Here is a 16,910-nt window from a genome sequence, read left to right on the forward strand (position 1 = left end):
GACCCGGTGAACACCGTCTCATGGAAAGGGAGTTGCCCGAACCCGGGCCGGGTGAGGTACGCGTACGGGTCGCGGCCGCCGGGATCTGCATGAGCGACCGCGAGCTGTACGACGGCCATCGTGCCCCGGGCTACGTCCGCTACCCGGTGGTCCCCGGGCACGAGTGGTCCGGCACCGTGGAGGCCGTCGGCGCCGGGGTAGACCCCGGGCTCGTCGGCCGGCCGTGCGTCGCCGAGGGCTTCCGGTCCTGCGGCACGTGCGAGCGGTGCCGGTACGGGGAGACCAGCCTCTGCACGGCCGGGTACGCGGAGACCGGCTTCACCGAGCCGGGCGCCTTCGCCGACCACCTGGTGGTGCCCGCGCGCCTGCTGCACCCACTCCCCGAGGGCGTGGACCTGCGGGCCGCGGCGCTCCTCGAACCGGCCGCCGTCGTCGCCGCGGCGGTACGGGCCGGGCGGCCGCGCCCGGGCGAGCGGGTCGCCGTCGTCGGTGCCGGGACGCTCGGGCTGCTCGCCGTCCAGTGGCTCGCGGCCTCCTCCCCCGCCGAGCTGGCCGTCGTCGACCCGCGCAAGGAACGGGCCGCGCAGGCCCTGGACTTCGGCGCGGACCGGGAGCTGTCCCCTGCGGAGGCGGACGGTGCCTCCGGGCGCTACGACCTGGTCGTGGAGACCGCCGGGGCGCCGACGACGGCGGCGTCCTCCTGCCTGCTCGCGCGGCGGGGCGGCCGGGTGGTGCTGACCGGCATGTTCGCGGCGGGGGCCACCGGGATCGACCCGGTCCACCTGTCGGTGAGCCAGCTGGAGCTCCGCTCCGTGTTCGGCGCGCCCTCCGCCGCCTGGGCGGACGCGGTACGCGCCTTCTCGGCCGGGCTGCTCGACCCCGCGCCGCTCGTCACCCATGTGTTCCCGCTGGAGCGGTTCGGCGAGGCGCTCGCCCTGGTGGGCGGCGGCGCCCCGGGGACCGGGAAGGTCCTCCTGCACCCCTGACAGGCCCGTACGCCCCCTCCTCCGCAGCTCACCGACCTCCCGACCAATGGATCGATCCCGATGACCACGCGCCCGGCACCACGACGTCCCGGCGGCGACGCGCTCCGCCGCATCGGCCACCCCGTCCAGGCGGACGGCCTCGCCGCCACCTCCCCGCACACCTTCCCCGACGGCGGGCCCTGGCGGACCGAACCGCCCTCCTTCGAGGGCCCCGAGGCGCTCGGCGCCGTCCTCGCCGAGAGCGAGCGGCTGGACGTCCCCGTCCACCGGGTCAGCCGGGCACCCTTGGACCTGCACGTCGAGGCCCGGACGACCTGGGCCCCCCTGGGCGCCAGGAGCCCGGGCCCGCTCGTCCGCTTCCCGGCCGACACCGTCTGAGGCCCCGTCGTTCAGCCGACGACCTCGGGCTCCGGCTCGGCGAGGAGGTCGTCGACGATGGTGAGGCGGGTCTCGGGGAAGTACTCGAGGATCGCCTCGCGCATCATCGCCTCGCCCTCCGGGTCGGGGGTTCCGCACTTCTCGCGGGTCTCCCGGTCGGGCCAGCGGGCGTACGCCACCCAGGTGCCGTCGTCCGCCTTGTGGAGCCGGGAACCGTAGCTTCCGCACTCCTGGTGGATCGCCATGGTCACCCGGTGCCAGCCGTCGATGAGCAGCTGCTCCTTGCCCGGTCGCACCCGCCACCGGTACACCAACGCGAACATCGCTCCGCCTCTCTCGTCACGGCGACGGCGATCGAACCGCCCTCGGCAGCACTGAACTATACCGATCAGTTCACTGTCAAGACTGAACAGTTCAATCGATGGAGGCGTGATCCCGACGCCGAAGCGCTTCGGCATCCCTCGCGCCCTCCACCTGAACACGTCAAATCCCCCGCGCTGCGGAGAGCGCACGTACCGAGGGGCCCGGCACCGCGTTCCCGCGGTGCCGGGCCCCTGTCACATCCGTACGGGCGCGAGGCTCAGGCCTCGCCCCGCCCCTTCTCGACGGCCTTGCGGACGTCGTCCCCCCACCCGAGGTCGTCGGCGATCCGCACCGCGTCCCGCTCGACGACGACCTTCTCCTCGCTCTTGCGGACCTGCACCCCGGCCACCCCCGCCTCGACGAGGAACTTCCGCAGCTTCGCGTCGTGCCCCTGGGCGTACGTGGACTGGGTCGTGCTGGTGCAGCGGGTCGTCCGGGGCTCCCAGGTCCGGTCGCCGTGCGGCGTCTCGTGGAGGAGCACCAGGTAGGAGTAACTCCCGCAGGCGCACGGGCGGGTGGCGTTCGTCGCTGTCGTCATGGCCGGATCATAGGTACGGCGAACCCCGCCCGACGAGCCCGCCGGCGGCCGGCCGGCTAGGCATCGGGTTCGCCGCCGCCGGGGCCAGGGGAGTACAGCGCCCCTTGGACGTACTCCATGGCCTTCGTGAAGACGGGGTCGGTGAGGCGGCGGGCCGCCTCCGCCTCGTCGACGTCCTCGATGTGCGTCTGGATCCACCAGAGGTTGCCGAAGGGGTCGCGGACGCGGCCGACGAGGTCGCCGAAGAAGAGGTGGGTGACCTCGGTGACCGAGGTGCCGCCCGCCTCGACCGCGCGCCGGTGGACAGCGCGCGCGTCGTCCACGTACAGCCGGACGAACGCCGGGGTCGGCGCCCAGCCGGGCGGGCTGTCGAAGGCCATGATCCGGCCGTTGCCGATCCGCAGTTCGGCGTGGCCGATCGTGCCGTCCTCCAGCTCGAACCGGCCCAGGTCCTCGGCCCCGAAGGCCCGCTCCAGGTAGTCGATGAGACCGGCGGTGTCGGCTCCGATGATCCAGGGCGTCACGGTCGTGTAGCCCTCGGGGACGGCCCGGACGGGGGTTGCGGGCGTGGTGTCGTCGCTCATGCGGCCACGCTAGGCCGCATCCAGGTCGGCTTCCGTCCTCCATACTCCCGGCCCCAGGATCCGTACCTCGTACGGCAGATCGGTCCCCGCGGCCGTCGCCGTCGAGCCAGTCGCCGTCCGGGCGGGCGTCGTCCGGGCGGGCGTCGTCCGCGCCCAGGGGCAGGACCGCACCGGGGCGGACTGCCGAGCATGTACTGCCGGTCCGGGGGCCGGCAGGCCGGGCCGCCGGCCCCTTCGCGTAGAAAACGCTTTCACGAACCCTGTGCGAAGCATTGACGAAACACGAACGCCCCCCTAGCTTCATGCCCGTTGCACTTCGTACGTCATATATGAGACGCGATACACGAGATCTGAGAGTGCTCCATGGCCTTCGCCCCCAGCCCCATCCCGTCCCGCACCCAGTACGTCCTGGAGGCGATCAAGCACGACATCCTCACCGGAGGGCTCAGACCCGGCCAGGCGCTCGTGGAGACCGAACTCGCCGCGCGCTTCGGGGTGTCGAAGACCCCGGTGCGCGAGGCGCTCAAGACCCTCGCGGGCAGCGGGCTCGTGGTGATGAGCCAGTACAAGGGCGTCACGGTCCGGATGGTCGACGCGGACATGGCCCGCGCGGTCTACGACGTGCGCCTGCTCCTGGAGCCCGAGGCGGTCCGTCGCGCCGTCGCCTCCGCCGCCCCGCTCGACGCGGCGCACGAGGCGCTGCGCCGGGCCGCCGGGGCCGAGGACCCGGCCGAACGGTCCCTGGCCAACCGCGACTTCCACCGCGCGCTCTACCTGCCCTGCGGCAATCCGCTGCTCGGCCGGATGCTCGACGAGGTCCGCGACCAGGCCGCCCTGGTCTCCACCGTCGCCTGGGCCTCCGTCCCCTCCTGGGAGCGCGAGGCCTCCGAGCACGAGGAGATCCTGCGGCTCGCCGCCGCGGGCGATGTCGAGGGAGCCGGCCGGGCCGTGCACGACCACATCGCCTCGTTCGTCGAGCGTGCCTTCCCCCACTCCCCTCTGATCAGCGAATGAGCGAACAGCGAGTGACCATGGATTCCGAGACCCTGAGGGCCGCCCTCGCCGACGTGGTGGCCATCCCCGTCACCCCGTTCGCCGAGGACGGCTCGGTCGACACCGTCGCCCACCGGGCGCTGCTGCGCCGGCTTCTCGACGGCGGCGTCCGCACCCTCACGCCGAACGGCAACACCGGCGAGTTCTACGCCCTGACCCCCGAGGAGCGCCGCTCCCTCACCGAGGCGACCGTCGAGGAGGCCGGCGACCGCGCCGTGATCCTGGTCGGAGTCGGCCACGACGTGCCGACGGCCGTCGAGGCCGCCCGGCACGCCCGCTCCGCCGGGGCCCACATGGTGATGGTGCACCAGCCCGTGCACCCGTACGTCTCCGAGAGCGGCTGGGTCGACTACCACCGGGCCATCGCCGAGGCCGTACCGGAGCTCGGCGTCGTCCCCTACATCCGCAACCCGCTCCTGACCGGCGCCCGGCTCGCCGAGCTCGGCGCGGCCTGCCCCAACGTCGTCGGCGTGAAGTACGCCGTCCCGGACGCGTCCCGGTTCGCCGGCTTCGCCCGGGACGCGGGCCTCGACCGCTTCGTGTGGGTCGCGGGACTCGCCGAGCCGTACGCCCCCTCGTACTTCGCGAGCGGCGCCACCGGCTTCACCTCCGGCCTCGTCAACGTCTCCCCCGCGCTCTCCCTGGAGATGCTGCACGCGCTGCGGGCGGGCGACTACCCGACCGCGATGAAGGTGTGGGAGCGGATCCGCCGCTTCGAGGAGCTGCGCGCCGCGAACGGCAGCGCCGACAACGTGACCGTCGTCAAGGAGGCCCTCGCCTCCCTCGGCCTGTGCCGCCGCGACATCCGCCCGCCGAGCCGGGAACTCCCGGAGAGCGAGCGGGCCGAGGTCGCCGCGATAGCCGCCGGGTGGCCTGTATGAGCCGGAGTCCCGAGGACCTGCGCAGCCACCAGTGGTACGGCACGGACGGGCTCCGCTCGTTCAGCCACCGTGCCCGCACCCGCCAGCTCGGCTACCTGCCCGAGGAGCACCTCGGCAAGCCGGTGATCGCGATCCTCAACACCTGGTCCGACATCAATCCGTGTCACGTCCACCTCCGCGACCGCGCGCAGGCCGTGAAGCGCGGGGTGTGGCAGGCGGGCGGCTTCCCGCTGGAGTTCCCGGTCTCCACCCTCTCGGAGACCTTCCAGAAGCCGACGCCGATGCTCTACCGCAATCTCCTCGCCCTGGAGACGGAGGAGCTGCTCCGCTCCTACCCGGTGGACGGGGCGGTCCTGATGGGCGGTTGCGACAAGACGACCCCGGCGCTGCTCATGGGCGCCGCCTCCGTCGACCTGCCGACCGTCTTCGTACCGGCCGGTCCGATGCTGCCCGGCCACTGGCGAGGCGAGACCCTCGGCTCCGGTACGGACATGTGGAAGTACTGGGACGAGAAGCGGGCGGGGCGGATCGGCGACTGCGAGATGGCCGAGCTGGAGAGCGGCCTGGCCCGCTCCCCGGGCCACTGCATGACGATGGGGACGGCTTCCACGCTCACGGCCGCCGCGGAGACCCTGGGCGTGACCGTGCCGGGCGCCTCCTCGGTGCCGGCGGTGGACTCGGGCCACGACCGGATGGCCGCGGCCTCGGGGCTGCGGATCGTGGAGCTCGTACGGCAGGACCTGCGGCTGTCGCGGCTGCTGACCCGGGAGGCGTACGAGGACGCGGTCGCCGCCGTCCTGGCGCTCGGTGGCTCGACGAACGCGGTGATCCATCTGATCGCGATGGCGGGGCGCTCCGGGGTGAAGCTCACGCTCGACGACTTCGACCGGATCGCGCGGACCGTCCCGGTCCTGGCGAACCTCCGGCCCGGCGGCCGGTACCTCATGGAGGACTTCCACTTCGCGGGCGGGATGCCGGGGTTCCTGTCGCGGCTCACGGACGTGCTGCACCTGGACCGTCCGACGGTCTCGCACGCCACCCTGCGCGAGCAGCTCGCCGGCGCGCTCGTCCACGACGAGGACGTGATCCGGGACCGGGGCAGGCCGTTGGCCGCGGAGGGCGGGGTGGCCGTGCTGCGCGGCAACCTCTGTCCGGACGGTGCGGTGATCAAGCACATCGCGGCCGAGCCGCGGCTGCTGAAGCACACGGGCCCCGCGGTCGTCTTCGACGACTACCGGACCATGCAGCGGACCATCGACGACCCGGCGCTCGGCATCACCGCCGACCATGTGCTCGTGCTGCGCGGGGCGGGCCCCAAGGGCGGTCCCGGCATGCCGGAGTACGGGATGCTGCCGATCCCCTCGTACCTCCTGGAGCAGGGGGTGAAGGACATGGTCCGGATCTCCGATGCCCGGATGAGCGGGACGAGCTACGGGGCGTGTGTGCTGCACGTGGCGCCCGAGTCCCATGTCGGCGGACCCCTTGCCCTCGTCCGTACGGGCGATACGATCACCCTCGACGTCACGGCACGCTCCCTCCATCTGCACGTCACGGACGAGGAGATGGACCGCCGCAGGGCCGCGTGGACGCCTCCTCCGGCCCGGTACGAGCGCGGCTACGGCGCGCTCTACATGGAGCAGATCTCCCAGGCCGACACCGGCTGCGACTTCGCGTTCCTGGCCAGGCCGGGGACCACCCCCGATCCGTACGCGGGCTGAGCCCGCCGCCCGGAGCACCAGCGCCACCCACCCGCCGACCCGTCCGGAACTCCCCCTCGCCCCACCTGTCCGAAATCTCGAACGTCGTTCGCGAAGCGCTTCACCGAGAACGGAGCCGCCGTCATGGCCTCAGCTGTGACCTCACCGCCCCAGGCCGGAACGCCCCAGGCCGATCCGGCACGGAGGCGCCGCCGCACGGGAGCGGCCCCCCGCCGACTGCCGTATCTCCTGATCGCCCCCGCCGGACTGCTGATGCTGGGCTTCATCGCCTACCCGGTGCTCAGCGTCTTCTACTACAGCCTCCAGCACTACAACCCCACCAAGCCCTGGCGGAACGGCTTCGCCGGCCTCGACAACTTCACCCGGATCTTCACCGACGACCCGCACTTCTGGGGGACGCTGTCCTTCAGCCTGAAGTGGGTCGTGGTCGAGGTGACGCTCCAGCTCCTCTTCGGCCTCGCCCTCGCCCTGATCGTGAACCAGACCTTCGTGGGCCGCGCCCTGGGCCGGGCCCTCGTCTTCTCGCCGTGGGCCGTCTCCGGCGTGCTCACCTCCGCGATCTGGGTGCTGCTCTACAACTCCCAGACCGGCATCACGCGTTACCTGGCGGACCTGGGCATCGGCGAGTACGGCACGTCCCTGCTCTCCGACACCGCGACCGTCTTCCCCGCGGCGATCGTCGCCGACCTCTGGCGCGGGGTGCCCTTCTTCGCCATCCTCATCCTGGCCGACCTCCAGTCCGTACCGAAGGACCTGTACGAGGCGGCCGAGGTCGACGGGGCGGGCCGGATCCGCCAGTTCCTGCACATCACGCTGCCCCACATCCGGGACGCGATCGTGCTGTCCACGCTGCTGCGCGCGGTATGGGAGTTCAACAACGTCGACCTGCTCTACACGCTGACCGGCGGCGGCCCCGCGGGCGAGACGACCACCCTCCCCCTGTACATCGCCCACACCAGCGTCGACGCCCACAACTTCGGATACGCCTCCGCCCTCACCACGGTGGCGTTCGTGATCCTTCTCTTCTGCTCCATGGTCTATCTGCGCCTGAGCAAGTTCGGAGGCGACGGCAAGTGACAGCCGAGTCCACCCTGACCGCCGCCCCCGCCCCCGGGGCCGCGCAGGCCCCCCCGCCCCCCGACCGGACCCCGCCGGCGGCCGGTCGCAAGCGCCGCCCGGCCTGGGACGAGGTCCCCCGCTGGCAGATCTACCTGCCCCTCGGGATCTACCTCGTCTTCACGCTGGTCCCCTTCTACTGGATCCTGCTGTTCGCGGTGCGGCCGGCCGGTTCCACCTCGCTCCTGCCCTGGCCGATGACCACCGCGCACTTCGAGAAGGTGTGGACGGAGCGCAGCTTCGGCGTCTTCTTCCAGAACAGCCTGCTCATCGGCATCGCGGTGCTCGTCATGACCACGGTCGTCGCCCTGGCCGGGGGTTACGCGCTCGCCCGCTTCGACTTCCGGATCAAGAAGGGCTTCATGCTGGCCCTGCTCTGCTCGCAGTTCGTGCCGGGCGCCCTGCTGCTCGTCCCGCTCTTCCAGATCTTCGCCGAGCTGCGGATGATCAACTCCCTCGGCTCCGTCATCATCGCCGAGACCGTCTTCCAGCTCCCGCTGTCGATGATCCTCATCAGCGGCTTCATCAGGAACGTGCCGTACTCCCTGGAGGAGGCCGCCTGGGTCGACGGCTGCAACCGCTTCTCCGCGTTCCGGATCGTCGTCCTGCCGCTCCTGCGGCCCGGGCTCGTCGCCGTCGGCTCCTTCGCCTTCGTCCACGCCTGGAACCACTTCCTCTTCGCCCTGATGTTCCTGAGCAGCCAGTCCAAGCAGACGATCCCGGTCGGCCTCAACACCCTGATGGGCGCCGACAGCGTCGACCTCGGCGCGCTCGCGGCGGGCGGGGTCATCGCCGCCGTCCCCGTCGTCATCGTCTTCGCCTTCATCCAGAAGTGGCTGGTCACCGGCTTCAGCGCCGGGGCGGTGAAGGGATGAACGGCATACACACGACCCCGCACAAGGAAGACATGAACACCGCACGTACCCCGTTGCCCGTCGTCCTCGCCGGCGCCCGCGGCCACGGCCGCAGCCACCTCCTCAACATCCGCCGCCTCGAGGAGCGCGGCCTCGTCCGCCTCGCCGGGGTCTGCGAGCTGCGCCCGCTGGACGCGGCCGAGCTGGACGGCATCGGGGACCCGGAGCAGTCCGCCGACTTCGAGGCGCTCCTCGCCTCGACCGGCGCCCGGATGGCCGTGCTCAGCACGCCCATCCAGACCCACACCGACATGACGCTCGCCGCCGCCCGGCACGGGGCGCACATCCTCCTGGAGAAGCCGCCCGCCCCGTCGCTCGCGGAGTTCCGCAGGATGGCCGACGGGGTCGCCGAGGCCGGGGTGGCCTGTCAGATCGGCTTCCAGTCGCTCGGCTCGCACGCGGTGCCCGCGATCCGCCGGATGGTCGAGGAGGGCGCTATCGGCGAACTCCTCGGGGTCGGTGCCGCCGGTGCCTGGGTCCGCGACGAGGCCTACTTCCGGCGCGCGCCCTGGGCGGGTCACCGGCGCCTCGGCGGCGTCGACGTCGTCGACGGGGCGCTCACCAACCCCCTCGCGCACGCCGTCGCCACCGCGCTCGCGCTCTCCGGCTCCACCCGGGCCGAGGACGTCGAGCACATCGAGACCGAACTGCACCACGCCAACGCGATCGAGTCCGACGACACCTCCTGCGTACGGGTCGTGACGGCGGCCGGCACCCAGGTGACCGTGGCGGCGACGCTCTGCGCCGAGCGGTCCTCGGAGCCGTACGTCGTGGTCCACGGCAGCCAGGGCCGCATCACCTTCTGGTACCGGCAGGACCGGGTCCTCGTGCAGCGGGCGGGGCACGGCCCCGTGGAGACCGAGTACGGGCGGACCGACCTCCTGGAGAACCTCGTCGCCCATGTGACGGACGGCGAGCCGCTGTGGGTGCCCCCGGCGGAGACCGGTGCGTTCATGCGGGTCGTCGAGGCGGTTCGGACCGCTCCGGATCCGCTGGAGGTGCCCGCCGGGCACTGGCACGCCGAGCCCGGCGAGAGCGCGCCCCGCCGGGTCGTCGACGGGATCGACGCCCTGGTCGACGCCAGCGCCGACGAGCTGAGGCTCTTCTCCGAACTCGGCGCCGCCTGGGCGCCGTCGGCCCGGGCGGGGGCCCGATGAGCACCGAGCGGCCGACCCTCCTGCGCTGCGCGGGCCGCACCGTCGCCCGTTACACCACCCGGCCCCCGCTGGCCCTCGACCACGCGCCCCGGCCGTACCTGCACCCCGTGACGACCCTCGGCGGGCGGGTCGTGACCGAGACCGCGCCCGAGGACCATCCGCACCACCTGGGGGCGGGGGTCGCCGTCCCCGACGTGGCGGGCCACAACTTCTGGGGCGGGCGCACCTTCGTCCGGGGCCGCGGATCGGTCGAGCTCGACAACCACGGCGTGCAGCGCCACGACGGGTTCAAGCTGTGCGACCCGGACGGCTTCGTCGAGGAGCTGACCTGGTGGGCGGCGGGTGAGCGGCTCCTGCGCGAGCACCGGACCGTGGCGGCCGTCGCCCTCACGGACACCGCCTGGGCGCTCGACCTCACCTTCTCCCTCGTGAACGTGTCGGGGCGGGACCTGTCGGTCGGCAGCCCCGCGACGAACGGCCGGCCGGGGGCCGCGTACGGCGGGTTCTTCTGGCGCGCGCCCAAGGAGGCGGCGGCGCCCGTGGTCTTCGGCGCGGACCCCGGCGCCGACGACGAGGAGTCGGTGCACGGGGCCCGCGCCGACTGGGTGGCGCTCGCGGGCGAGGGCTGGACCCTGGTCTTCGCCGGGGCGACGGAGACGACCCGGCGCGACCCGTGGTTCGTGCGGGCCGCCGAGTACCCGGGCGTGGGTTCGTCCCTGGCCCACGACGGCCGGCTGCCGGTGCCCGCCGGGGAGACCTTCGTACGGCGCGTGGTGACCGTCGTGGCCGACGGCCGGCTCGACAAGTCCGGCGCGGCCGCCCTGATCCGCAAGGCGGTGGCCTCGTGACCCGGCCGGCCGGCCCGGCCCCCACGGGCGACCTGGGCGACGGCACGTACCGCAATCCGGTCCTGGCGGCCGACTGGTCGGACCCGGACGTCGTCCGCGTCGGCGAGGACTTCTACCTGACGGCGTCCAGCTTCGGCCGCGCGCCCGGTCTGCCGCTGCTGCACTCCCGGGACCTGGTCAACTGGACGATCGTGGGCCACGCCCTGGAGCGGCTCGAACCGGCGCCGGCGTTCACCGCGCCCCGGCACGACCGCGGGGTGTGGGCCCCCTCGCTCAGGCACCACGACGGCCGGTTCTGGATCTTCTGGGGCGATCCCGACCACGGGATCTACCAGGTCAACGCCCCCTCGGTACGCGGGCCGTGGACCGCCCCGCACCTGGTGAAGTCGGGGCTCGGACTGATCGACGCCTGCCCGCTGTGGGACGAGGAGTCCGGCGAGGCGTACCTCGTCCACGGGTGGGCGAAGTCCCGGGCCGGGTTCAACAACCGGCTCACCGGGCACCGGATGAGCCCCGACGGCACGAAGGTCCTCGACGAGGGCCGGGTCCTCGTCGACGCCGACCTGATCCCGGGCTGGTTCACCCTGGAGGGCCCGAAGCTCTACCGGCACGACGGCTGGTTCTGGATCCTCGCCCCGGCCGGGGGCGTGGCGACGGGCTGGCAGGGCGCCTTCCGGTCGCGGTCGTTCCACGGCCCGTACGAGGAGCGGACCGTCCTCGCTCAGGGCGACACCGACGTCAACGGCCCCCACCAGGGCGGCTGGGTGCGCACCCCGCACGGCGAGGACTGGTTCCTTCACTTCCAGCAGTCGGGCGCGCACGGCCGGCTCGTCCACCTCCAGCCGATGCGCTGGGGCGCGGACGGCTGGCCGGTGCTCGGCGACGGCGGCGCACCCGTCCGCGTCCACCGCAAGCCGGCCCTGCCGGAGCAGCCGCCGTCGCGGCCCGCGGTCGACGACACCTTCCCCGGCGGGCGGTTCGGCCGCCAGTGGCAGTGGACCGCCAACCCGGAGGAGGGCTGGGCGACCCAGCACGCGGGCGACGGCCTGCGCCTCGGCTGTGTGCGGACGGATCGGCTCGACGACCTGCGGAGCGTCCCGCACGTGCTCACACAGCGGCTGCCGGCCGGGGCGTGCGCGGTCGAGGTCGGGCTGCGGCTGGACGGCGAGGCCCCCGGTGCCCGCGCGGGGCTCGTGGTCCTGGGCGACGCGTACGCCTGGATCGGCCTGGAGCGTGCCCCGGACGGCACGGTCCGGCTGACGCACCGCTTCGCCCCGGCCAACGCCGACCGCGAGCGGGACGCGGCCCGCTCCCGGCCGGTGGCCGGGGACCGGGTCCTGCTGCGGATCGAGGTCACGGCGGACGCGCGCTGCCGGTTCTCGTACTCCTCCCACGGCACCGATGACGGTCCGGTCCCGCTGGGCCCGGAGTTCGCCGCCACCCCCTGGCGCTGGGTCGGTGCGCTGCTCGGCCTGTTCGCCGGCGCGCCTGAGGGCTCGGGAGACGCCGGGACGGCCGTCTTCTCCGACTTCCGCGTCACCGGCTGAACACCCCCCTGCCCCCCTCTGAGCTCCCCCACATCCCCATCCCCGCAAGACCCCGAGAGAAGAGAGCCGACGATGACCATCTTCCCCGGCGGACGGCGCAGAGCCGCCGTCTCCCTCGCCCTGTCCGGTGTCCTCGCCCTGACCGCCACCGCCTGCGGTGACGACGGCAGCGGCGCGGGCGGCGACCAGGGCACGGAGGGATCGGGCAAGGGCAAGATCACCTTCTGGGACAACAACGGCGGCGTCCGCACCGATGTCTGGAAGGAGATCATCGCCGACTTCGAGAAGGCGAACCCGGACATCGACGTCGAGTACGTCGGCGTGGCCTCCAAGGAGGTGCAGTCCAAGTACGACACCGCCATCCAGGGCGGCGCCCTGCCGGACGTCGGCGGCGTCGGCGCGGCCATGCTCGCCGGGATCGCCGCCCAGGACGCCCTGGAGCCGCTGGACGCCCGGGTCGAGGACAGCGCGCTCAAGGGCAAGCTGAACACCGGCATGGTCGACAGCGTCAAGGCCGCCGGCGGCCAGGACAAGCTGTTCACCGTCCCGACCTCCGCCAGCAACGGCGTCCTCTACTACCGCACCGACCTGTTCAAGGCGGCCGGCCTGGCCGAGCCCACCACCTGGTCGGCGTTCTACGCGGCGGCGGAGAAGCTCACGCAGAAGGACAAGAACCGTTTCGGCTACACGATCCGCGGCGGCGCCGGCTCCATCGCGCAGGCCCTGGACGCGATGTACGGCCAGAGCGGCATCACGGACTTCTGGAACGGCGACAGGACCACGGTCAACGACCCGAAGAACGTCGCGGCCCTGGAGAAGTACGCCGGCCTGTTCAAGAGGACGACGCCGGCCGCCGACGTCAACAACGACTTCACCAAGATGGTCGCGCAGTGGGACAGCGGCGAGATCGGCATGCTGAACCACAATCTGGGCTCGTACCAGGACCACGTGAAGGCCCTCGGCACCGAGAAGTTCCGGGGCATACCGAACCCGACCCTGGACGACGGCACCCGCGTACAGGTCTCCAACCCGGTCGACGGCCTCGGCCTCTTCTCGTCCAGCAAGAACAAGGCCGCCGCCTGGAAGTTCATCGAGTTCGCCGCCTCCCACGAGTCCAACAGCAAGTGGAACAAGTCGGCCGGCGCGATCCCCGCCAACACAGAGGCCGCGAAGGACGCGTGGCTCCAGGAGGCCGAGCCGACCAAGCTCGCCGCCGACGTCCTCTTCAGCGGCAAGGCCGCGATCGTGCAGCTGCCGTACTACCTGCCCGACTGGAACACCATCTCCAAGGCCGACAACGAGGCCGGCTTCCAGAAGGTCCTGCTCGGGAAGGCCACGGCCAAGGAGTTCCTCGACGGTCTCGCCGAGCAGCTGAACGCGGCCCAGGCCGAGTGGAAGCAGCAGAAGAAGTGAGCGTCGGCCGCCGCGCGGTGGTCACGGCCGGGGCGGGCCTCGCGCTCGCCCTGGCCGGGGCGTCCAGCGCCCGTTCCCAAGGACTCCCTGACCCAGGACTCCCTCCCAAAGGACGCCCCCGTATGCGCACCGTGTTCCTCGCGGGCGACTCCACGGCCGCCCAGAAGTACGCCGACGCCGCGCCCGAGACCGGCTGGGGCATGGCACTCCCTTTCTTCCTGCACAAGGGAATGACCGTCGCCAACCACGCGGTCAACGGACGCAGCACCAAGAGCTTCCTCGACGAGGGCCGGCTCGACGCGATCCTGACGGCGATCCGCCCCGGCGACCTGCTCCTGGTCCAGTTCGGCCACAACGACGCCAAGACCGCCGACCCCACCCGCTACACCGAGCCGTGGACCACCTACCAGGACAACCTGCGGGTCTTCGTCGAGGGCGCGCGGGCCAGGGGCGCCCTCCCGGTGCTCGCGACCTCCGTCGAGCGGCGGAAGTTCGCCGCCGACGGCACGGCGCTGCGCACGCACGGCGCCTATCCGGCGGCGATGCGGGAGGCCGCCGTGGAGTCGGACGTCCCGCTCCTCGACATCGAGGCGCTGTCCCTCGCCCTGTGGCAGGAGCTCGGCCCCGAGGCCACGAAGACCTACTTCAACTGGACCGCGACCGAGCAGGACAACACCCACTTCAACCCGCCCGGCGCGATCGAGGTGGCCCGCCTCGTCACCGCCGAGCTGCTCCGTACACACGTCCTCGCACCGCGCGAGACGTGCCGCCTGGACGACTCCGTCCCCACCGACCGGATCACCTGGCCCGTTTCCGAGGAGAGCTGACCGTGAACCGAAGCAAGCAGCTGGGAGTGGTGGCCGCGACCGCCCTCGCCCTGACGGTCACCGCGCCCGCCGCCGGCGCCCACACCGGCCACCGCCCCGCCGTCGACCCGGCCAGGGCGACCCTGCCGGCCGGCGACGGCTGGGCGGCCGAGGGCGCCGGCACCACCGGCGGGTCCGCCGCCGACGCGTCCCGGGTCTTCACCGTCACCACCTGGGCGGAGTTCCGCACCGCGCTCGAAGCGCCCGGCACCGAGCCCCGGATCGTGAAGGTACGGGGCACGCTGAACGCCACCGCCGACGGCTGCGCCGCCTTCGAGGCCCCCGGCTACGACTTCGCCCGCTACCTCGCCGCCTACGATCCGGCGGTCTGGGGGTACGAGAACGAGGTCACCGGCCCCCAGGAGGACCTGCGGGCCGCCTCGGCCACCGCGCAGGGCAAGGCGATCAAGGTGAAGGTGCCGGCGAACACCACGATCGTGGGTGTCGGGAGGCACGCGGGGATCACCGGCGGCAGCCTCCAGGTGCAGGGCGTGGACAACGTCATCGTCCGCAACCTCACCCTGGAGAGCCCCCTCGACTGCTTCCCGCAGTGGGACCCGACGGACGGCGCGACCGGGGCGTGGAACTCCGAGTACGACAGCCTCGTCGTGTACGGCTCCACACACGTCTGGATCGACCACAACACCTTCACCGACGGGGCCCACCCGGACAGTTCGCTGCCCTCGTACTACGGGGAGGTCTACCAGCAGCACGACGGCGAGCTGGACGTCGTGCGCGGCGCGGACCTCGTCACGGCCTCGTGGAACGTCTTCACCGACCACGACAAGACCCTGATGATCGGCAACAGCGACAGCGCGGGCGCCACGGACCGCGGCAAGCTCCGCGTCACCCTCCACCACAACCTCTTCGACAAGGTCGTGGAGCGGGCGCCCCGGGTGCGCTTCGGTCAGGTCGACGCCTACAACAACCACTTCGTGGTGGCGGGCCCGCCCTACGTCTACAGCCTCGGCATCGGCCAGGAGTCCCAGCTCGTCGCCGAGAAGAACGCGTTCACGCTCGCCGCCGACGTGCCCGCCGGGCAGATCCTGAAGAAGTGGAAGGACGCACCGGTCACGACCTCCGGCAACTACGTCGACGGCCGCCCGGTCGACCTGCTCGCCGTCCACAACGAGCAGTTCCCCGGGGAGATCCTGCGCGGCGACGCGGGCTGGACGCCGGCGCTGCGCACGCGTGTCGACCACCCCAGGGCCGTCCCGGCCCTCGTCGACCACCGCGCGGGCGCCGGCCGCCTGCGCTGACCCCCGAGCGGAAGGGGGCCGGGGCCGACGCGCCTCCCCGGCCTCCTTCCTCCTGTGCCCCCTCCCCTTCCCGCACCGCGAAGGAGCACCCGCATGCCCTCGCACCACCCCGCAAGCGCCACCCCCGAAAGCGCCGCCCCCGGTACCGCAGCCCCCGGCCGCCGCGCCCTGCTCACCGCCGGTCTCGGCGCCGCCGTCGCCCTGGCCCTGCCCGCCACGACCGCGAGCGCCTCCCCGCCGTCGAACAGGCCCTTCGGCCGCTTCGGTTCGCCCGCCGCCCGCCTCACCGAGCGGACGCTGTACGTGCACCCCGGCGGCAGCGGCGACCACACCACCGTCCAGGCCGCGGTCACCGCCGCGAGCGGCGCCGGCTGGACACTGGTCCTGGCGCCCGGGGCGTACCGGGAGACGGTCCTCGTGAGCGCCGCCCGCACCGGCATGACCTGGATCGGCGCGAGCGGGGATCCCCGGGACGTCGTCGTGGTGTACGACAACGCGGCGGGCACGCCCCGCCCCGAGGGCGGCACCTACGGCACGAGCGGCTCCGCGACGACCACCGTGCAGGCGGACGGCTTCACCGCCCAGGGCGTGACGTTCGCCAACGACTTCCTCCGCACCGACCTCCCCGGGAACGCCGGCACACAGGCCGTCGCGCTGAAGGCGCAGGGCGACCGCTCGGCGTTCTTCCACTGCCGGTTCCTCGGCCACCAGGACACGCTGTACGCGGACTCGACGTCCCTGGCGTCCTTCGCCCGGCAGTACTTCGCGCACTGCTACGTCGAGGGTGACGTCGACTTCGTCTTCGGACGGGCCCGGGCGGTCTTCGAGCACTGCCACTTCCGTACGCTGGTCCGCACCGATCTGGCGGGCGCCCCGTACGGTTTCGTGTTCGCCCCGTCGACGGCGGGCCCCAACCCGTACGGCTTCCTGGCCTCGCGCTGCCGGATCACCAGCGAGGCACCCGGCGGCTACTACAAGCTGGCCAGGCCCTGGGTGCCGAGCTCGGACACGACCGCCCGGCCGTCGCTCGTGGTCCGGGACAGTGTCCTCGGCCCCGGGATCGACGCCGTCGCCCCGTACGCGAACATGCGCGACGCCCACCCGTGGCAGGCGCAGCGCTTCGCCGAGTACCGCAACACCGGCCGGGGCGCGACGGTCACCGTCCCCGAGAACCGCCCCCAGCTCGACGCCGTCGCGGCCGCGACGGCGACCCGGGAGACGTATCTGGGCGACTGGATCCCCCGCAGGCCCCGCACCTGACGGGGACACGCGAAGCACCCGGGCCCGGA

Annotated in this window: 17 protein-coding genes; 14 read left to right on the top strand and 3 right to left on the bottom strand. The window is 72.8% G+C overall.

Annotation, left to right across the window (positions count from 1 at the left end; translation table 11 throughout):
- Window positions 1-20 precede the first annotated feature (20 nt).
- Window positions 21-986, top strand: coding sequence for a zinc-dependent alcohol dehydrogenase (locus tag DEJ46_RS05040; protein WP_150264363.1), 966 nt, complete (start codon window positions 21-23; stop codon window positions 984-986).
- Between the two features lie 60 nt (window positions 987-1,046).
- Window positions 1,047-1,364: a hypothetical protein gene (locus DEJ46_RS05045; protein WP_150264364.1), complete on the top strand. Its 318-nt coding sequence runs from the start codon at window positions 1,047-1,049 to the stop codon at window positions 1,362-1,364.
- A gap of 11 nt (window positions 1,365-1,375) precedes the next feature.
- Here the strand turns inward: DEJ46_RS05045 and DEJ46_RS05050 are convergent, their stop codons facing one another.
- The 3 genes from DEJ46_RS05050 to DEJ46_RS05060 form a co-directional block, all read right to left on the bottom strand.
- The gene (locus DEJ46_RS05050) at window positions 1,376-1,687 is read right to left on the bottom strand and encodes an antibiotic biosynthesis monooxygenase (RefSeq protein ID WP_150264365.1); all 312 of its coding nucleotides are present in this window, start codon (window positions 1,685-1,687) and stop codon (window positions 1,376-1,378) included.
- A 257-nt stretch (window positions 1,688-1,944) separates the two neighbouring features.
- A complete protein-coding gene (locus tag DEJ46_RS05055) occupies window positions 1,945-2,265 on the bottom strand; it encodes a hypothetical protein (protein ID WP_223834512.1) in 321 nt (106 codons plus the stop codon).
- Window positions 2,266-2,321: 56 nt separating this feature from the next.
- On the bottom strand, window positions 2,322-2,849 hold the full coding sequence (locus DEJ46_RS05060) for a VOC family protein (protein ID WP_150264366.1): 528 nt from the start codon (window positions 2,847-2,849) through the stop codon (window positions 2,322-2,324).
- Window positions 2,850-3,212: 363 nt separating this feature from the next.
- Between DEJ46_RS05060 and DEJ46_RS05065 the strand changes: the two genes are divergently transcribed.
- From DEJ46_RS05065 to DEJ46_RS05120, 12 genes are all read left to right on the top strand, one after another.
- Window positions 3,213-3,863, top strand: a complete 651-nt coding sequence (locus DEJ46_RS05065) for a GntR family transcriptional regulator (protein ID WP_150264367.1) — start codon at window positions 3,213-3,215, stop codon at window positions 3,861-3,863.
- Window positions 3,860-4,783 carry a dihydrodipicolinate synthase family protein gene (locus DEJ46_RS05070; RefSeq protein ID WP_223834513.1) on the top strand — a complete coding sequence of 308 codons (924 nt, stop codon included), beginning with the start codon at window positions 3,860-3,862 and terminating at the stop codon, window positions 4,781-4,783. Before DEJ46_RS05065 ends, DEJ46_RS05070 begins: the two co-directional genes overlap by 4 nt.
- Window positions 4,780-6,501, top strand: a complete 1,722-nt coding sequence (gene araD / locus DEJ46_RS05075) for an L-arabinonate dehydratase (protein ID WP_150264368.1) — start codon at window positions 4,780-4,782, stop codon at window positions 6,499-6,501. Before DEJ46_RS05070 ends, araD begins: the two co-directional genes overlap by 4 nt.
- Before the next feature lie 123 nt (window positions 6,502-6,624).
- Complete coding sequence (locus tag DEJ46_RS05080) at window positions 6,625-7,578, top strand: carbohydrate ABC transporter permease (RefSeq protein WP_150264369.1); 954 nt, start codon at window positions 6,625-6,627, stop codon at window positions 7,576-7,578.
- A gap of 14 nt (window positions 7,579-7,592) precedes the next feature.
- Window positions 7,593-8,492 (top strand): carbohydrate ABC transporter permease, encoded by a 900-nt coding sequence (locus DEJ46_RS05085; RefSeq protein WP_150274119.1) that lies wholly within the window; start codon window positions 7,593-7,595, stop codon window positions 8,490-8,492.
- A 32-nt stretch (window positions 8,493-8,524) separates the two neighbouring features.
- Window positions 8,525-9,688 (top strand): Gfo/Idh/MocA family protein, encoded by a 1,164-nt coding sequence (locus DEJ46_RS05090; RefSeq protein WP_150264370.1) that lies wholly within the window; start codon window positions 8,525-8,527, stop codon window positions 9,686-9,688.
- Window positions 9,685-10,536 carry a PmoA family protein gene (locus tag DEJ46_RS05095; RefSeq protein WP_150264371.1) on the top strand — a complete coding sequence of 284 codons (852 nt, stop codon included), beginning with the start codon at window positions 9,685-9,687 and terminating at the stop codon, window positions 10,534-10,536. Before DEJ46_RS05090 ends, DEJ46_RS05095 begins: the two co-directional genes overlap by 4 nt.
- On the top strand, window positions 10,533-12,083 hold the full coding sequence (locus tag DEJ46_RS05100; protein ID WP_223834514.1) for a glycoside hydrolase 43 family protein: 1,551 nt from the start codon (window positions 10,533-10,535) through the stop codon (window positions 12,081-12,083). Before DEJ46_RS05095 ends, DEJ46_RS05100 begins: the two co-directional genes overlap by 4 nt.
- 72 nt (window positions 12,084-12,155) lie before the next feature.
- On the top strand, window positions 12,156-13,496 hold the full coding sequence (locus DEJ46_RS05105; RefSeq protein ID WP_150264372.1) for an ABC transporter substrate-binding protein: 1,341 nt from the start codon (window positions 12,156-12,158) through the stop codon (window positions 13,494-13,496).
- Window positions 13,493-14,323, top strand: a complete 831-nt coding sequence (locus tag DEJ46_RS05110; protein WP_190622445.1) for a rhamnogalacturonan acetylesterase — start codon at window positions 13,493-13,495, stop codon at window positions 14,321-14,323. The genes DEJ46_RS05105 and DEJ46_RS05110 overlap by 4 nt, the downstream gene beginning before the upstream one ends.
- A 2-nt stretch (window positions 14,324-14,325) precedes the next feature.
- Window positions 14,326-15,621, top strand: a complete 1,296-nt coding sequence (locus tag DEJ46_RS05115; protein WP_150264374.1) for a polysaccharide lyase family 1 protein — start codon at window positions 14,326-14,328, stop codon at window positions 15,619-15,621.
- A gap of 93 nt (window positions 15,622-15,714) precedes the next feature.
- Window positions 15,715-16,881 (top strand): pectinesterase family protein, encoded by a 1,167-nt coding sequence (locus DEJ46_RS05120; protein ID WP_150264375.1) that lies wholly within the window; start codon window positions 15,715-15,717, stop codon window positions 16,879-16,881.
- Window positions 16,882-16,910 lie beyond the last annotated feature (29 nt).

The organism is Streptomyces venezuelae (assembly GCF_008642375.1).
Lineage (GTDB): Bacteria > Actinomycetota > Actinomycetes > Streptomycetales > Streptomycetaceae > Streptomyces > Streptomyces venezuelae_G.